Here is a 16,577-nt window from a genome sequence, read left to right as displayed (position 1 = left end):
TTAGCTCAGACGGGAACTTAGTTTTTTGATTCTCCACTCCAGCTCCGAAATGGAGAAGGGCTTCGTCACATAATCGGATGCACCTAATTCAAAGGCACGATCCATACTTTTCGGCAGCTGCTTATCCGTAAGAACGATGACTTGTCCTTCGCCGTCATAATCCCTCTTGATTTTGTCGATCAACTGGTATCCATCAAGAATCGGCAGGTTCAGCTCCGTGATTACCAAGTTCGGCATTGTTTTCTCAAATTTCTCGAGCGCTTCACTGCCATCCTTGGCCTCTTCTACCTTGTAACCGTTGATCTCCAGCCGCAACTTGACGAACTCTCTGCTTACCTCGTCCGGATCGGCGATGAGAATCGATGTAATTCCCTGCTGAACCCCATGATTCATGAACAGGTGAATATCTTTGCTCTCCCCTTTCCCTAACAGCGTCGTCTGGAGCATCTGTGACATCGATTGTTCCGTCAGCTCCCCACTCTCCGGGAAACTGGCGACGACCGTCTGACCTTCGAGCAAATCTTGCTGGTCTAGGAACTCTTTGAGCACGAGCGATGCATAGTGGGTATTAATAAGCTTTTGCCCAGACAGAACGATTCCGAGAAGTCCGCTTGGATCCAAGTAGAAACAATGAAGAGATGCCTCCGGCTCAAAGCCACTCACATAGGACTGCATTTGTTCCAGCACCTTCTGGCCCACCGCTGCGCACGGCGCAAGAATCATCCCGCAGGGAGCACCCTTTTCATAGGAAACCTGAACTTTTTCTGCTAATTGGAACATTGCTTCTTGAATCGGATCATGAACTAGTACCGCCATCTTCTCCACTCCTCTTATCTATTTATTAAAATTAGTACGGACCATCGTTCCCCACGAGTTGTTATTTCGCAGGAATTGGACATGTCCGCTTAATCTCCACCAAACACCAATTTGCCGATAACCCGCAAACATTAAGAGTGAATACAAGATCATTTTGTTCAGGTCACGCAGCTTGGGATATCGGCTGAAGGCCGTCTCTTCAATAAACAAGGCCCCCAAGCTTAAGGCAAAACAGGAGAATAAATTGACTAACGAAAAGATAACAACGGTGTACCAATCCGTCATATTCAGCATCCAGTAGCCCAATATAGCCAATAGGCCGCTGAGGCGGAAATACGGATTCAGTGTTTCAAACACAATGTTATAGGGAAGTGTCAGCAGCCCGAATATTTTGTATTTCGGGCGCAGCACCATGTGAATACCTTCTTCAATCATATTTTTAAGATTTCCCCGCCCCCAGCGCTTGCGCTGACTGCTCAAGATCCGGTACGAATCCGGGGCTTGTGTCCAGCAAACAGCATCTGGGCAAAACGCTACCCGGTAGGGAATTTTATTGTCCAAGCAGTAACGGTGAAGCTTAATGACAATGTTCATATCCTCACCGGGATAGCCCCCACGGTAACCGCCGACGGCGATGATCTTTTCCTTTTGAAACACACCAAAGGCACCCGAGATAATAATGAGACCATTGACCGCGCTCCAGCCGATCCTGCCGCCGAGGAAAGCTTTCGTATATTCGACGTTTTGCAATGCCGGCAGCGGCTTACGAGGAAATTGAACATCTTTCACAATGCCGTCTTCCACCGTGCAGCTGTTCACGATTCGAACATTTCCCCCAACGGCGACCGTCTCCTCGGGGTTCTCCATGTAGACCCGGGCAATCCGCGTTAAAGCATCCTTTTCAAGCAAAGAGTCCGCATCAATCGTCGAGATCAACGCATAATGGGAAAGGTTGATACCTGCATTTAACGAATCTGCCTTCCCACCATTCACTTTATCTACCAAATATAGATTGGGATACTCGGAATTATGATACACCCCTCTGACTTTTCCAGTCTTAATGGAGCTGGACAGTACCGGATGAAGGAGCTCTAGCTTGAATTCTTCAATCATGCACTTTAAGGTCCCATCCTGTGAACCGTCATTGACGACGATCACCTCATATTCCGCATAATTGAGCGCCAGCAGTGACCTGACGTTCTCAATAATGGTTAACTCCTCGTTATAGGCCGGTACTAACAGGGAAACCGGCGGGAGCTGACTGGAACTGGATAGCTTATTGATCCGATTGTACTGGATTCCCCGCTTGATGGAGAAAATATGCCGAATCGAAAATCCGAAGATGAAATAATAGAGCAGTGTGACGAGAACAACGTAAAAGAGCGCGACATAGCTGTAATAGAGCAAAAACTCCCTTAATCCGCTCAGAAATGAATCTAACACCACTTGATATCCGAAAACCCACATGTTTACACTACCCTCCTATACGACACGATAGATACGTTTAGACCTGTGAAATACTTTGTCATAGGTGTACATCAGTGTGTTATATTGCATGAGCTTATCCCAATTATGCAGCTGCATAGACAGATGCTTGAGCTCATCATCAATCAGCTGCTGCATGAACTGCCCGCGTTCCATCCCTTGAACCGCTGCTGCACTTTCACAAAGCGCCACCATACCTGCTTCTCCCAAATGGAGCAACCCTTTGGCCGACGAGTAGACGATTCGCTGATCGGCGTCGCTTAGACTGGTTTTCATCAGCTCGACGTAAGCCGTATTCTTGATGTTTGCCAATGCCTCTATCGTCAATCGGCGAATGCCCAGATTGGGATGACTCAGCAGCTTGCTAACAACGTTTCTAGGCAGCAGACGGGAACTTTTCAGATACAACTCCACAGCTTTGATTTGAATGTCTTCGTGCTTGGAATCCATAAGACGATAAACCGCAGAAGCTGCTGCCGGATCGGTGTAGACATTGAGCCCAATTAGCCCAATCCGAACGTAAGCTGGATCCTGACGACTCACATAGCCCGTGTACAAGGAACCGGCATCCACGTCCGAATCGGCGATCATATCCACAATCAGTTCGTAGCATTTCTTGTTGTGCTGAAGCAGCGTCTGAACCATGGCTCCGAGCTCCTGCTGGCTGCGGGCACACTTGGCGACAGCTCGGGCTACCACAAACAGCGACGAATCCAGAGGATGCTCCTTTAACATATCCAGTAAAGCCGGTACCGCCTCCTTCACCCGCATGCATCCCAAATGATACGCGGCATCCAACTTCACCCGATATGTCCGGCTATTAAAGCGTTCCATATGGTGCTGCACGAGCCCCATATCTACGCAAAGCTGAGCCAGCTTGTGACGCTGTTCGCCTGAGAAGATTTCCATCATATCATTCAGCTTCTCTTGCATGGCCTCCCTTTCCACCGGATTCATCGTCCAGGGAGGGACTCTTAACGGCTCTACCCCATCCAGATTCGCTTGAACATAAGTTAGGTAATCCTTAAACTTTGTTTGGAATCGGTCGTTCAGTTTTCTCCTTCTTATACTTCTCATCTTGATGGCATAAATGATGACCACACAAACTAGATTAAAAGCCAAAATGATATATAACGCTTGTATGGCTGCATTAAGATTGGTGTACACACCTGCACTCTCCTCTTCTTTAACTGCTCGATGGAACGGTACTGGTAACGGGTCCGTTGATCTTATGCAACGCCTCTTTCATCATGTAGTAACTTTGTTTCGGTCGTTCCACGTAATTCACCTTATCTTCCCAGCCCTGCCATGTGTATAGCGGCATCGTGGACACCGGAACAGGTTGCGCCGCAGCCGAATTATCCCGACCAACGACCCCATCATTCTTCACAATCCATGGAACAAAGCGAACACCTTTCACGTGCGTCATTTCAAATTTATTGTTACTCGGCTGTTTGTAGTTGATAACGCTCAGAGAGCTTGGATCGTTGAATCCCAGCAGCATCCACGGTATACGCATTTCTAGCACCTGCCCTTGCACTTGCCACATCGCCTTCGAATTGTATTCGGCACGCGACGGATCACTGTAGCCTCTCTCTAAAAGGCCAACCTCTACATCCCCGAAGGGGTGGTCCACCCGGGAGTCGGGATGTTCCAGCAGATAATTGACAGCCAGCTTCCAAGGCTTGAAAATCCCCGAGTCATCTTGCTTCTCCTTCGGATCGATATCCGGCAGCCCGGAACGCTCATACATTCTAGCGTGGATATCGTAATTGGAAGCGATCGTCATGCGGCTTTTATTTTCATCCGACAGCTCGATTAACGTTTCCAATCCTTCATCAAGAGTCATGCCGTGAAGCTCGGGTCCATGGCGATTACCGCCGGGCAGCGTATCCGCCCCGAAATAGATGCTTTCCTTTGACGGATCAAATGGCTCAGATAGCTTGGCCTGTAAGTACAGGTAGCCTTCGTCATGCGTGGCCCAAATCTCCTCAAAGCCAGGAGCCTGCACATCGAGCTTCGTCTTATCCTTTAGCTTGTTCCAATCCGAGGCGTCCCCATCGATGTGAATCGCTTCGTCTTTGCCCGGGAACATCCCGAGTACCCCGAAGAAAGACTCATTCGTCAGCGTGTTATACCAATACGCCCGGCGATCCGCTTCATCGTAGCGTTGCGTGTTCCACGTCTTCTTAAACCATTCGTCCTGCCACGTGAACAAAATCGCCCCTGCATAGCCAGACTCGTGAATCTGCCCCAGTAATTCCGCATCAATATCTCCTTGCTGCTTCTCGCTATGACCGCCTTGATTGCGGCCAAGGGTGCCCAAGTGGGCTACGCCCAAGGAAGCCGGCACGCCATACTCGGTGACCATCACCGGCATATTGGGATGCGCTGCTTTTAACTTATTGAGGTAGGTGAGGTAACTATCTGGCTCCCCCTTGTTGTTGGTCATTTCTTGGAAAGACTTATCAAATGCAAAGAAATCCGGATAATACGGATACACATGATACGAGGCAAAATAGCCCGCCTCCCAATTCACTGCCTCAATATGCGTTGGATCGACACTAACCAGATCCTCTTCGATGAGCGGCTCGCCCGGATGTGCAAGCGGATCCGTCGTCACCCAATTGGCGAAAGCCATCGGATGCTGCCAGCCATACTGAATTTCCGTTTGCGCCGCCGTGTCGACCATCAAGGCCAGCCACTTTTCAAAAGCGTTCGCCCCCGGTTTATTCCGGAAATATTTCCCGGCATAGTCTGGGGTATCCGCGTGCAGATCATTGGTTCCCTTCACCATCTTCGGATCCCATTCCGTCCCGATAATCCAGCCCATGAGATAAGGACCTGCATTATAGGTATAGGCACCTCCGGCTTTTCCCGAATGCGGCTCGGGCGTGAGTGTCGTCTTGCCATAGACCGCCGCAACCGCGTCTTTAATCTCTTGCTCGAACTTCGACTTGATCTTGGGATCGAAGGCATCCTGCCCTTCAATCAGCTGTTCCTCGGGGCTCCATACGCCCTGAAGAAAGAAAAGCGGATTTTTCTGATGTTTCATGTTGTATTTGGAAAGCGCCTCGTAAAACTCAGGCATCATAATCGTATACACCCGAATCACATTCGCTCCCATGTCCTGAATCATGCCAAACCATCTCTCATATTCGTCCTCCGAAATGACCAGCTCACCAGGAAAATGTCCTGGGATCGTCGCCCCCATATTAATTCCCTTAGCAAAATAGGGCTGCCAGGCTTCATTCGTGTATTCTTCTACATTCGTTCCTTCAGTCTTAAACTTCACATGTATGCCGCTAGCCAGCGTCGTGCTTTCAATTCTGACCAAAAGCGGACGCAGCCAATAATAAATCGCACCGGCCACAATCACAAGGACAAGACCTATCTTTATCAACAATTTGAGCCACTTGCGCATCCTATTCACCTTCGATTATTTGCTGAGTTCATCTGTCTATTGCCATGGTACGACAGGAAAGTACAAATGTCTGTTTTCAAAGTGTTAAACATTATGATCATTTCAACATGATTGTGTTCGTTGTTGGAACTTTGTTATTAAAGAGTTAAAAGATTGTGAGAGGATTGTTAAAAGGGGATAATTTTATGTAAATGGGGGGGTTTTAGGGAATATAAGGGGCATAAGTCTTAACAGGCAAAGACCCATGCGTCTTCGTCGCATGGGTCTTTGCCTTAATTCGAGTCGATGACAGTTCACAACTTCCTTAACTCAACCAAAATATCCTCTGGCTCCAAACGCTTCATAAAATCTGGGTTGACGTACGCGGAACGGATAATGCCGGACTCGTCGATCATGAATGTGGAAGGAATGGGGAGTATCCATCGCTCAGTTGCGTTATATTCTGCAAGATTCAGCTTGAACAGGTTCGTCATGGTCTCCTGAATGTAAGGCGGTACGTCGTACAAAATATTGTAAAAGGCGGCCACTAGACCGTTCGTGTCGCTCAGTACTTGGAACTGCAGTTCTTCCTTCTCCTGATGGGAAAGCGTGTTGTCTGGGCTTTGTGGGCTAACGGCGATGAGTCTGGCACCTAGCGCTTCAATCTCCGGCAGCACTCTCTGATATGCCCGGAGCTGCGAGTTGCAGTAAGGGCACCAGCCGCCACGGTAGAAGGTGAGAACGACAGGACCTTTGGCCAGTTCATCGTACAAGTGAATGGGGACGCCCATCGAGTTTTTCAGCGTAAAGTCCTTCGCCTTCTGCCCTTCCTGCAGGCCATACTGTACTCCCGACTCCTGTTGCTCCCGAATCGAACGGAACATCTCAGCCTGTATTTGTGCAGGCGAATGGGCGATAAACTGTTGTTTCATTTCTTCTAGCTCTTGATTTAATGACATGAATAACTCTCCTCCTATTAGATGTAACAATAAATTCTTCTGTATTCTTACTCATTCTTAGTTTTCCAATGTGGACACCTGTCTTGTTCCAAGTGTATCAGGACACGAAGCAGTTTTCCAAGGCAATTATTTAATAAACCCGATAACCAAAAAAACAATACCCATTACGATTGAGAGGTAGCCGGCAATTTTTTTTACAGGACCGCCCCATTTTGCCAATTTGCGTAGAATAGTAATGGAAAAGACTGCAACAGCTGCGAGTACCGCGCCCTTCCCTAACGTATAGGTAGTCATGAGCAACGCTCCGTGAAGCGGACTTCCCTGAAGTGCAATATAGCTAATCAGAGCAAAAAAGATTGGGATGGCACAGGGCGAAATGACAAGTCCATAAGGAATGCCTAGTCTGAAAGCGCCCACTGTGCTTTGTGTTCCTTCTTGCCGGCTGGGCGGCTTATGGAAAGTAGGCATAGCGAATGAAATGACACCAAGCAACTGCAGACCAGCCAATATGTCAAAGAGGGGCGGAACCCAGCTTAGTAAACGATATTTCCCAACAAAGGGTAGGAACTGTTGGCCGAGCAGCGCGAAGATCAAACCAGTTATCAGTGAAGTGACCACCATGCCCAAGATAAAGTTGATGGATATCCGAATGGCTTTTCTTTTATCACCTGCTGCTCCTCTCTGGACATAATTCGCAAACATAGCAAGCACAGGCAAATAGCATGCCAAAACCGCGCTCACGATTCCGACGACGAACACAAGGATATAGGTAGAGCCGGAAATTCCGCCTGTGATCGTAAACTGATATAAACCTTCCATTAGTTTCTCCTTTGATCTAGTAGATTTTCTTCCTAATTGAGCAATTGGTATACACGATCACGAAGCTTAGGCAATGAAGGTAAAGAGCCAAATTCAGCTTTCCCATTGATGAGAATCGCTCCAGCGCTGAAAATGTTCAATTCTTGGAGACGTTCAAACTGTTCGACCACATGTAACTCACGAGTCTCAACTTGCGGAAATTCCACCGCTACTTGCTTAACTAGCTTTAGCGCTTTTTGACAAATCGAACACCCCGGTCCAGCTGATACAACCTCAATTAACAAAGGAACTCCTCCTTCTTATCATTCTGTCAAACACCCTCCATGCAAAAGGAAGATATGCTTTGATTATAAGGGCCGAGCTGTTAAATCCTTGTTAAGTAAGCTCCGAAAGATGCGATTATTTTCCTCGCATCGCAAAAATGTGAGTGGTATGCTATTGTCATAAAAAGAAGGGAGTGGTATTATGCGAATCCTCATTGTTGAAGATGAGGAGGATCTTTCACGTGCATTAGCCAAGGGCTTAAAGCGGGAAGGTTATGCTGTGGACAGCGCTGTGGACGGGCTAACGGGATGGGAGTTGGCAGATACCAATGAATATGATGTGATTCTCCTCGACATCAACCTTCCGGAGCTGGATGGCATTTCACTTTGTCAACGAATTCGCCAGTCATCACACCATAACGATGTTTTTATCCTCATGTTGACAGCGCGCAGCCATCCGGACGAGGTGGAAGAAGGGCTCGATTCAGGTGCAGATGACTACCTCCGCAAACCCTTTGTGTTCAATGAATTGCTTGCCCGCATACGGGCGCTCCTTCGCCGAAGTTCTTCCGTGAAAAGCCCAGTCTTGCAGTTCGAGCAGCTTACCCTTGATTCGAAAACGAAGCAGGTCTGGTTCGAGAATGCGCTTATTTCATTGACGAAAAAAGAATTCGGTTTGCTCGAATATCTGATGTTGCATCCCGGCGAGGTCATTTCATCCGAAAAGCTTCTTGAGCACGTATGGGATATCCATGCGGACCCACTTACCTCAACGGTTCGGGTTCACATCAATTCCCTGCGCAAAAAGCTCTCGCACCATGATCCAGAGGCAGGAGAAAGGTATATTCAGACCGTTCAAGGTTATGGGTATAAATGGGCTCTGCGCACAGCTGAAAAGAAAGAGGAAACGAAATGAGACGATGGAACCGTCTTTCGCTGCGTTCAAGATTGACGCTGTTTGCTATTCTTTTTTTGGCGATAATGATTATTCTATATGCGGCCATAGAGTCTTTTTTCTCCGCTTACAGGATTGTATCAGAGATACAAGGGCGAATCATAAGCTTGCTTGTAGCTTTAGCAGGCATGGTTCTCAGCGCGCAATGGCTCGCAGTGATTATCCTGAAGCCTGTGAGACAGATGAGTGAAACAGCTGCTGGTATAACGGCAACCACCCTGCACAATCGGTTAGAGATTGACCAACTACATGATGAATTGAAGAAGCTCGGGATCGCATTTAATACGATGCTGGATGGGCTGGAGCACTCATTTAAACAGCAGGCTCGGTTTGTTTCCGCCGCCGCGCATGAATTAAGAACACCGCTTTCCATCCTACGCACGAATCTTGAAGTGGCCGGAGACAACTATGGTATTGATCCAAGCGAATGGAGAGATTACAGGGAGACAACGGAGCGGACGCTTTCGCGACTAGAGTCATTAACGGAGGATTTGCTGCTGCTGGCTGACGGAACGTACGATCGTACACATGATGAGCACAATGTTGTTGAGCTTGCAACCATTCTCGCAGATGCAACTTCATTTATGGAACCGATGGCAGTCAAATACGGAGTGACGCTTCATCTGACGGAGCCCTTCTCTGGTTTGGTTAAGGGGGAAGAAAGCTTCTTATTCCTGGTCTTTCGAAACCTGCTGGACAACGCCATCCGGTATAATCGGCCAAATGGGAGCGTTACGCTGCAGGTTTTGCATGAAGATGAACGGGTTGTGGTTCGGGTTTCGGATACGGGGAAGGGAATATCTCCTACATCCAGGGAACTGGTTTTTGAGCGGTTTTATCGAATCGACTCATCACGGGCACGCAGCAATGGCGGAGCTGGTCTTGGCCTGTCGATAGTCCGCCATTTGCTTGCATTTTTCCAGGGGACCCTTGAACTGGAGACAAGTTCCGAGTCAGGAAGTGTGTTTAAGGTAACGTTGATTCGGGGTTAAGAAACTCGACTTCTAGTTATTGATTATACATATATAGGGATACATAATTAGGGCTTGTTGTACAAGTCCTTTTTCTGTTAGGGACCTTTTACGCACTGCTTAAACTGTTCCAACCTTGCAGTCATGTTTTCAGCAAATGGCAAATGAAGCAGGGATTCACTAGCAGATATGGCTACAGCCTACCTATGAAGTACTTACATTTTATAAAAGTATACAAGAAAAAGATGCAGTTCCTCACATTTTTCGCGAGAATACTACACCTTTGTTGAATTTTACTTTTTCAGTGGCCTGATTGGGTTCAGGTGTTCTCGAGGGCTGAGGAGCTATAAACGGATCACATACGTTTCCCCTTGAAAAGTTACAGAGGTTTGAAGCTTACTTCTGTCCACTTCAATAACGGGCGACTGCGTGTACAATTGCTGCAGCTCCGATTCCACAAGCTCCTTGTCATGCACATGAAAGCATGTAGCAAACGTATAAACGCCGGCCTGCAGCGGTTCCGCCGTCCGCCAGACTGGATACTTCGCAAGTGGATACATCAGATGCATTGAGGGATGAATTTGTTCCGCCTCTAGTTTAAGCTCGTTCCTATTGTCATAGAGGCGGAACCAAGAATATCCCGCTTCCGTGCCGTAGCCGATCCAATCGTCTCTTTGGCTGATGCACTCATAGTCGCTTGACTTCCCTATCGAAAACCCGCCTTCAAGCACCACATAAGGCTGCGATAGTGTCACTTGATGCACGCGAACATGATAACCGTCCTTCAGTGGCAGCAGCGCCGTCTGAATAACCGTATTCCCATCATTGGAGAATGGCACTTGTCTGCTATACAACACGCCATCATGCTTGCCTAAATCCTCAAAACGGTAGCGATGGGAAGTCAACTGTCCGTCTGGCGTCTCCAAACCAATCATACTGTCGAGGGATACATTCTCACGTGTGGACATTCCGAAGCCCGCTCGTGAATTGTAGGCGAACTTACTATATAGTGCAGCTGTATCATTAAACTTGATGCCGTAGTTATACATCATGCAATTGTTATAAAGCGTAACCCCGCTACCCGAAGCCTCACCGTGGATCAGCAGATTAACGCCTGGTACTTCGATCTCATGCAGGAAGTCACCTTCCTCAATGGGCAGCTTTCGCGCAGGCGCTGTCCAGAATGGATGGTCCTCTGCGAACAGCAGTGCGAGGAACGCTTTGGATGACCAGTACGGTGCGCCGTCCGACATATAGCGCTCGACCATATTGACATTCGGGTACGTGTAGCCCGGTACAATCCGCTTGCCATCTTCGGCTCCTGCCTGCCGGAAAAAGTCGATATTGCGAAGCGTCACCGAACGCGCAAGGCCAGGGTCAATCTCACAACCCTGATAGACAGCCAGCGGCAGCAGGCTCGTAACGGCGTAGCGATACGCCAGCGATCGTCCGAACGGCACGTGCGCCCCCGTGCTGTCGAAGAAATACAAATAGTACTTCAGGAACGCATTCGTCCGCTCCACATATTTGCGCTTGCGCTCCGCATAACCAGGCTCCTCTTCATCCTCCAACAGCATCCACAGCAGTGGGTAAAAATGATGCGCCCACGGAATATAGTAGTCGTATCTCCCCTCATCGCCGTCCTTGTACCAGCCGTTATCCATGTACATGCCATCCAGCCTCGCGATGCCCTCGTTAACAATGCTCCGGCTGTACGGCAATCCAAGCTTACGCAGCGCCAGCATGTTTAGCACGATGAACCAGACATGGTTGTTCGGCCAGCAAACCTGGTATGCCTTCTGCGAAATCTCTAACACCCAATCGCCAATCTGTTGCTGCTCATTCTCCGACAGCGTATCCCACAGCTGCTCCTTCGCTGTGACGAACGCAATCATCAGCCCGCATAGCTCTGTCTTCATCTGATTGTAGAAATTGCTGCCCATATCCTCTGGAAGCCCTTTGCCCCAATAATGCGGTGATTGAACATCGCTCCCCGCTGTAATCGCTTTCTGAAACCAGCAAACGACATCAATGTCTCGATGCAAAAGCTGCCCTTTGGGATGCGACAAAATGGGACCCAATCCCCAAAGCGGGCGAATGATCTGCTCTGTATGTGAAAATTGATAGCCAGCATTATCGTGCAGCCCTTTATAGCGAACTTTGTCCCAAACCTGATCAGCCTCATCTAGCACCGGCAACGTTACGGAAAGCGCATAAGCCTCCAAATCAGCTCTGCTTGTCAACGGCTTGAAATTAGTCATTATTACACGCTCCTTTGTGAGTCATCTACTTCAGTATAGATGAGATCATAAAGTTAGACCTGCACGATTTTATGGAGTTAGTGCACTTTTTAAAGGATTCAAGTTGAAAAATAGCCCTGCAGTTTTGAAATGGATAGGGAGCTCAACTGGATTGCACAGTGGCAGTGGATAGATCGGCTTGCAGCTGTAACCCGTGGAGCTTGTTCTCGAGGATCCCCTTCTCCAATCTGACGTGGAGCAGTTCTGTGTCGAGATCCTGTGTCATCGTGTGGATCGACGTGACGATATCCTCAGCGGTGAGGATGTGAATAGAATCGGCGTGACGGGAGATATATTCAAGTAGGATATCGATGGAGACCTTACATAGGGAGATTCTTTGCATTAGCGTGGCTTCTTCTTGGATGATGGATTGGTATTGGGATTGGATGGGGTGCATGGGATCGCCTCCGAGAGTAAATGATACGCACAAGCGTACCAGTTTTAAAAATATTATATGGTACGTTAACGCGTATAGTCAACCTCCAAACATTTGAAAGGTGATCCCCTATGGCAAAAAAAGTCGTCGTTAAAATCGCGGAACTTACTCAGAAACACAATATCTCCTTGCGTGAGCTGTCGAGACTATCGGATGTGAGACACGCCGCGCTTAGCGAGTTGGCGAATGGAAAGCGTGAGAATATTAATTTTAGTCATATTGTAAAGATTGCAGAGGCGTTGGGGATCGAGGATATAAGGGAGATTGTAGATTTAATCGAGGAATAAAAAAAACAATAAACCCTAGATTTTTGTCTAGGGTTTCGTTAATTTCGAATCTAAATTCTTTCTATTTTTCATTTTCAATCTGACCTCGTCTGCCTACACTTTGGTAATGTGGAACAACCTAAGAATGCCTTCCCCCTCTTTTAATCCCCCAACCTAACCCCCTTGATCCACATGCAACCGATTCAATATTATACTCTTTGTTGCCTCTTGGCTTAGTTGTCCGATCGTATGCTTTTTCTGGACTATCCATGATGAATTGATCCAAGAACTTCTCCGCTAAGCCTTGGCCAGATCTCTTGGTGATAAGCATCTATCTTGCTTTGAAGCTTGGAATAGGTTGAGAGCTAAATTGATTCCAACTGTTTGAAACAATAAAGTATCTGGTTATAAGTTCACAAGGAATATTTTTTAGGATCAAAAAATATATCTTTAAGAGGTATATCTCTTTATCCAACAGGAAATACAGTTAGCTACAGGGGGAAGCTATTATGAAAAGTACTATCTCAGCGAAATGCCCAAAATGTAGCAATTATAATTGCTTCAATATTCCTCTTCATAGCCAGCTGTTTGACGTTAAAGTAGAATGGTTTATGTGCTCTTTTTGTTTTAGGAAAAGTAACAAGAAATATTGGTTATAGTTTCAAGCCTTGTACCTTTAGATGAATCTCTTCTAAATTGCTTCTGTGATTACTAATATCTTTTCTTATTTTTTTACATGAATCGTCATCAAAAAATATTTCAACTTGATTTACAGTACTTTTAACACCCTTTCGTCCATCGACAAAAAATTCTTTTGCATGAGCTAAAGCGTTTCTTATATTCAGTATCTCTTCTACATATTTACTTAATGTTTCTTTATTATTATTAAAATGTTTTTCACTTAACTTATTATCAGTATGGTTAATTAACCTAACAATAGCATTGAGTCTATCTGCTGCATCAAGTCGTTCACAAAATTGATTAATATCAGTAGGCTGAGTCTTTTTTAATTTTTCAAGTCTATCATGTCTATTATTCACAGTGGAATTGATCAACTCTTGCTTTTTCAGTTCACTGTCACTAAAAGTATCAAAAAAGTCCGTTAAAAGCTCAGTCATCTTCAAATCTAAATCACTTGTCTCAGCCATAACCAATCCTCTTACAGTATTTACTTCTTGTAACTTCTTTATGGTTAGGGACACTAATTGCTTGATCTTGTTTTGTACTTGACCAGCTCCAACTGCAAAAGAGACCCTCTCGACCCATTCATGTCTCTGTATTATATTGTTTATCTCTTTAACATTGCTAGAATAAAAAAGCACTTCAGTTAAGATACTATGATCCCGAATCCTTGCAATAATTTTATCCCCAGTGTCTTCATCATTTAAATTCAAGTCAGTCAATATTAGATCGAATCCTTCATCGATGTAACTTTCCAAATCCATTCCATTATCCTTATGAAGAATCTCTAACTTTAAACCATAGTCAGCTAGCAATTCTACTAATTCTTTTTTATTTTCTTCGACTATTTCAACGTCATCTTCAAACCACAAAATCTTATAGTTAAGCCCCATGATGTACCTCCAGAATAAACTGAACACCTTTTTCCACTTTGTTATTCACTGTTATTTTTCCACCCATACTCTCGATCATTTGCTTAACATGATATAGACCTAGACCTGAACCATCAGTTGTTGTAAATCCAAATTCAAAAATCTTACCTATAATACTCTCAGGTATTCCTTTACCATCATCTTGATAATAGAGTAGTAGCTTCGAATCAGAATTTTTCTTCCACGAGATAGAAATTTCTTTAGAATTTGCTTTATATGAATTACTTAGTAGATTATCAATTATTATTATAATTTCCAGCGGTTTAAATCTACACACAAACGAAAGATTCTCTGGTGTAGAAATATCTACACTTAATAATTGGTTATTAATTCGTAAATCTTCATAGTCTTTATAAACATTCTCAATATACTCATTAACAAATTGCACTAAGTCACGCGTTAAACTTTTTGATGTAGTATTAAAATTTGCTTTAGTAACAAATCTTGCTATGGTGGAAATTTTATTATTTTCTAGACTTATTCTCTCAACATAGCTCATCAATTCAGATTTTGGTGCATCATTTTCAATTGCAATAGCAAGCTTTGTTAGATTACGAGTAATCTTCACAGTTCCATGATCTATATGATGTTGTAAGCTTGCTATTTCCTTAATATCAGCTGAAGCAATTGATTTTAAGAAAAGATTTTGATTATTAATTTGCTCCAATTCTTTAGTAGTTTTCTTTAACTCTACAGTTTTTTCCTCAGTCTCTATTTCAAATTGATTTCTTTCATCTATTAACTTATTTACTTTTCTACCTAGCTTTTCCAGACCTAAATGTAATGCAGGGTCATCAGAAGAGACTACAGCTTTTGCCGTTAGTTCAGTTAGTGTTCTAGTAACACTATTTTCTTGCCTTTCTTCAATAATGGCTAAAAAATCATCATCGAATTCAATCGAAAGTATCTCATCGGATGCCGATAAATTTTTTATAATCCCCTGAATATCGTTTTTCACATCTTCAGGGTTTAATGCTGGTTGCTTTTCTTCATCATCTTTATTGAGTCTGTAGGGCTCACCCCATCTTATAATATTAACTACATATCTCTCTAATTTTTTCAAAGCCTTATCATAAAAAAATTGTACAAGATCTTCATAATTGTGATTCTTTATTAAACCGCCATCTCTACTTGTTGTTTCAATAAATGAATCTTTATGGTCTACTATTTCAATTCGTCCTATTAGTTCACGATTACCCAAATATCTACTATGACCTTGTGTTTTTCTAGCATCAAGTTTCAGAGGATCTTCTCCCACTTCACCGAAAGGATAGATTCTAAAACCGTTTTTATACATAAAAATGGATCCATATCTAACTGGGCGAATCCCCATTAACTTAGTGAAATTGATCTTCGCTGTTTGATTTAAATAGAAGAGTTCAATCTCAACACCTGAAATAGAAAAAGGGTTGTTTTCAACTGTTTTATAGATTAATTTCCCACGATCTTCTAAAGTGGTAGTTATTTTACTTCCATCTTCAGATACTATTGTATTTATTCGAGTTGTTTTTACTTTTAGAACTTCAAAGATAGTATTATTTACGAAGCCATTAATTTTCTTGCGTGGATCTTTTATACTAGCATCTTTTTCTAATTCTTCATTAACTATTAGTTCAATTGAGAATTCATCACTTTGTTGATTAGGATTAATTAATTTTTCAAGAGATTGTTTTAATTTCAGAAGTTTGGTTCTATCCCATGTATCTCGCAAATCTAATATTTCTAAAATAGTTCCGTGATGTATCTCATAGCTATGTGATTGAAGTACGTTATGCTCAAGTTCGATTTCAAAGAATTCTTCTTTAGAATCTTTTTCGAAGTCTTCCCAGTTAATCTTAATATTTTCTATAAGAGATTCTGGTTTATCTTTTATTGTTATTAAATTTAATTTACTTCCTAGTCGATCACAAGAAAACCGGCCTACTCCTTTTGCTCCTGCGTAACCTCGATGTCCCTTTAACGTATTCCTATAATCATCCAATTCGTTATTATCTTCGGAGCCATCTTTTTTGGCTGAATAAGCTACAAACAACCATTTTTCTTCTATATCAGTAATATCCATGCCTTTTCCTGTATCGACAATTATTATTCGAGCATCCCTATTAGAATATATGTTCTCAAAAAAAATTTTCACACTCTTCGCATGTGCATCAAATGAATTTTTAACTAACTCAAATATTGCAATAAGCTCATCAGTAATTAACTCTTTACCAATCAGGTTTTTTAATCCAGAACTTATTTTAAAGTTAACCGTATCTTTTTCCATTTTCATCACTCTCTTAGACAGAGAT

General features: G+C 44.3%; 14 protein-coding genes. 3 read left to right on the top strand and 11 right to left on the bottom strand.

Features of this window, described 5'->3' with window-relative positions:
• From ASL11_RS09495 to ASL11_RS09465, 7 genes are all read right to left on the bottom strand, one after another.
• On the bottom strand, nt 1–816 hold the full coding sequence (locus ASL11_RS09495) for a response regulator (RefSeq protein ID WP_056612870.1): 816 nt from the start codon (nt 814–816) through the stop codon (nt 1–3).
• An 18-nt stretch (nt 817–834) separates the two neighbouring features.
• Nucleotides 835–2,283: a glycosyltransferase family 2 protein gene (locus ASL11_RS09490; protein ID WP_056612868.1), complete on the bottom strand. Its 1,449-nt coding sequence runs from the start codon at nt 2,281–2,283 to the stop codon at nt 835–837.
• Nucleotides 2,284–2,298: 15 nt separating this feature from the next.
• On the bottom strand, nt 2,299–3,468 hold the full coding sequence (locus ASL11_RS09485) for a HEAT repeat domain-containing protein (RefSeq protein WP_056612866.1): 1,170 nt from the start codon (nt 3,466–3,468) through the stop codon (nt 2,299–2,301).
• 19 nt (nt 3,469–3,487) lie between these two features.
• Nucleotides 3,488–5,725 carry a hypothetical protein gene (locus ASL11_RS09480; protein ID WP_056612863.1) on the bottom strand — a complete coding sequence of 746 codons (2,238 nt, stop codon included), beginning with the start codon at nt 5,723–5,725 and terminating at the stop codon, nt 3,488–3,490.
• Nucleotides 5,726–6,018: 293 nt separating this feature from the next.
• A complete protein-coding gene (locus ASL11_RS09475) occupies nt 6,019–6,663 on the bottom strand; it encodes a peroxiredoxin-like family protein (protein WP_056612861.1) in 645 nt (214 codons plus the stop codon).
• 126 nt (nt 6,664–6,789) lie between these two features.
• A complete protein-coding gene (locus tag ASL11_RS09470) occupies nt 6,790–7,482 on the bottom strand; it encodes a cytochrome c biogenesis CcdA family protein (protein WP_056612859.1) in 693 nt (230 codons plus the stop codon).
• A gap of 32 nt (nt 7,483–7,514) precedes the next feature.
• The gene (locus ASL11_RS09465) at nt 7,515–7,766 is read right to left on the bottom strand and encodes a thioredoxin family protein (RefSeq protein ID WP_056612857.1); all 252 of its coding nucleotides are present in this window, start codon (nt 7,764–7,766) and stop codon (nt 7,515–7,517) included.
• A gap of 181 nt (nt 7,767–7,947) precedes the next feature.
• Between ASL11_RS09465 and ASL11_RS09460 the strand changes: the two genes are divergently transcribed.
• Together ASL11_RS09460 and ASL11_RS09455 are read left to right on the top strand one after the other, a co-directional pair.
• Complete coding sequence (locus ASL11_RS09460) at nt 7,948–8,661, top strand: response regulator transcription factor (RefSeq protein WP_056612855.1); 714 nt, start codon at nt 7,948–7,950, stop codon at nt 8,659–8,661.
• Nucleotides 8,658–9,692 carry a sensor histidine kinase gene (locus ASL11_RS09455; protein ID WP_056612853.1) on the top strand — a complete coding sequence of 345 codons (1,035 nt, stop codon included), beginning with the start codon at nt 8,658–8,660 and terminating at the stop codon, nt 9,690–9,692. Before ASL11_RS09460 ends, ASL11_RS09455 begins: the two co-directional genes overlap by 4 nt.
• Before the next feature lie 323 nt (nt 9,693–10,015).
• Here ASL11_RS09455 and ASL11_RS09450 read toward each other — a convergent pair whose 3' ends face one another.
• Together ASL11_RS09450 and ASL11_RS09445 are read right to left on the bottom strand one after the other, a co-directional pair.
• Nucleotides 10,016–11,932: a DUF2264 domain-containing protein gene (locus tag ASL11_RS09450; RefSeq protein WP_056612851.1), complete on the bottom strand. Its 1,917-nt coding sequence runs from the start codon at nt 11,930–11,932 to the stop codon at nt 10,016–10,018.
• Nucleotides 11,933–12,074: 142 nt separating this feature from the next.
• Nucleotides 12,075–12,368, bottom strand: coding sequence for a hypothetical protein (locus ASL11_RS09445; RefSeq protein WP_056612849.1), 294 nt, complete (start codon nt 12,366–12,368; stop codon nt 12,075–12,077).
• A 110-nt stretch (nt 12,369–12,478) separates the two neighbouring features.
• On the opposite strand from ASL11_RS09445, the gene ASL11_RS09440 reads away from it, so the two are divergent.
• A complete protein-coding gene (locus ASL11_RS09440; RefSeq protein ID WP_056612847.1) occupies nt 12,479–12,694 on the top strand; it encodes a helix-turn-helix domain-containing protein in 216 nt (71 codons plus the stop codon).
• A 632-nt stretch (nt 12,695–13,326) separates the two neighbouring features.
• Here ASL11_RS09440 and ASL11_RS09435 read toward each other — a convergent pair.
• Nucleotides 13,327–14,247 (bottom strand): response regulator, encoded by a 921-nt coding sequence (locus ASL11_RS09435; protein ID WP_056612846.1) that lies wholly within the window; start codon nt 14,245–14,247, stop codon nt 13,327–13,329.
• Nucleotides 14,237–16,552 carry an ATP-binding protein gene (locus ASL11_RS09430; RefSeq protein WP_063795528.1) on the bottom strand — a complete coding sequence of 772 codons (2,316 nt, stop codon included), beginning with the start codon at nt 16,550–16,552 and terminating at the stop codon, nt 14,237–14,239. The genes ASL11_RS09435 and ASL11_RS09430 overlap by 11 nt, the downstream gene beginning before the upstream one ends.
• Between the last annotated feature and the right edge of the window lie 25 nt (nt 16,553–16,577).

Source organism: Paenibacillus sp. Soil750, assembly GCF_001428045.1.
Classification (GTDB): Bacteria; Bacillota; Bacilli; order Paenibacillales; family NBRC-103111; genus Paenibacillus_E; species Paenibacillus_E allorhizoplanae.
The sequence above is the reverse complement of the archived record's forward strand: the minus strand, read 5'-3'. Positions and strand labels throughout refer to the sequence as shown.

What these genes read in the sequence shown, in the direction of transcription:
- ASL11_RS09480 (WP_056612863.1), bottom strand. Translation starts at nt 5,725, where the DNA reads ATGCGCAAGTGGCTCAAATTGTTGATAAAGATAGGTCTTGTCCTTGTG.
- ASL11_RS09430 (WP_063795528.1), bottom strand. Translation starts at nt 16,552, where the DNA reads ATGGAAAAAGATACGGTTAACTTTAAAATAAGTTCTGGATTAAAAAAC.
- ASL11_RS09460 (WP_056612855.1), top strand. Translation starts at nt 7,948, where the DNA reads ATGCGAATCCTCATTGTTGAAGATGAGGAGGATCTTTCACGTGCATTA.
- ASL11_RS09495 (WP_056612870.1), bottom strand. Translation starts at nt 816, where the DNA reads ATGGCGGTACTAGTTCATGATCCGATTCAAGAAGCAATGTTCCAATTA.
- ASL11_RS09435 (WP_056612846.1), bottom strand. Translation starts at nt 14,247, where the DNA reads ATGGGGCTTAACTATAAGATTTTGTGGTTTGAAGATGACGTTGAAATA.
- ASL11_RS09440 (WP_056612847.1), top strand. Translation starts at nt 12,479, where the DNA reads ATGGCAAAAAAAGTCGTCGTTAAAATCGCGGAACTTACTCAGAAACAC.
- ASL11_RS09470 (WP_056612859.1), bottom strand. Translation starts at nt 7,482, where the DNA reads ATGGAAGGTTTATATCAGTTTACGATCACAGGCGGAATTTCCGGCTCT.
- ASL11_RS09490 (WP_056612868.1), bottom strand. Translation starts at nt 2,283, where the DNA reads ATGTGGGTTTTCGGATATCAAGTGGTGTTAGATTCATTTCTGAGCGGA.
- ASL11_RS09475 (WP_056612861.1), bottom strand. Translation starts at nt 6,663, where the DNA reads ATGTCATTAAATCAAGAGCTAGAAGAAATGAAACAACAGTTTATCGCC.
- ASL11_RS09455 (WP_056612853.1), top strand. Translation starts at nt 8,658, where the DNA reads ATGAGACGATGGAACCGTCTTTCGCTGCGTTCAAGATTGACGCTGTTT.
- ASL11_RS09445 (WP_056612849.1), bottom strand. Translation starts at nt 12,368, where the DNA reads ATGCACCCCATCCAATCCCAATACCAATCCATCATCCAAGAAGAAGCC.
- ASL11_RS09450 (WP_056612851.1), bottom strand. Translation starts at nt 11,932, where the DNA reads ATGACTAATTTCAAGCCGTTGACAAGCAGAGCTGATTTGGAGGCTTAT.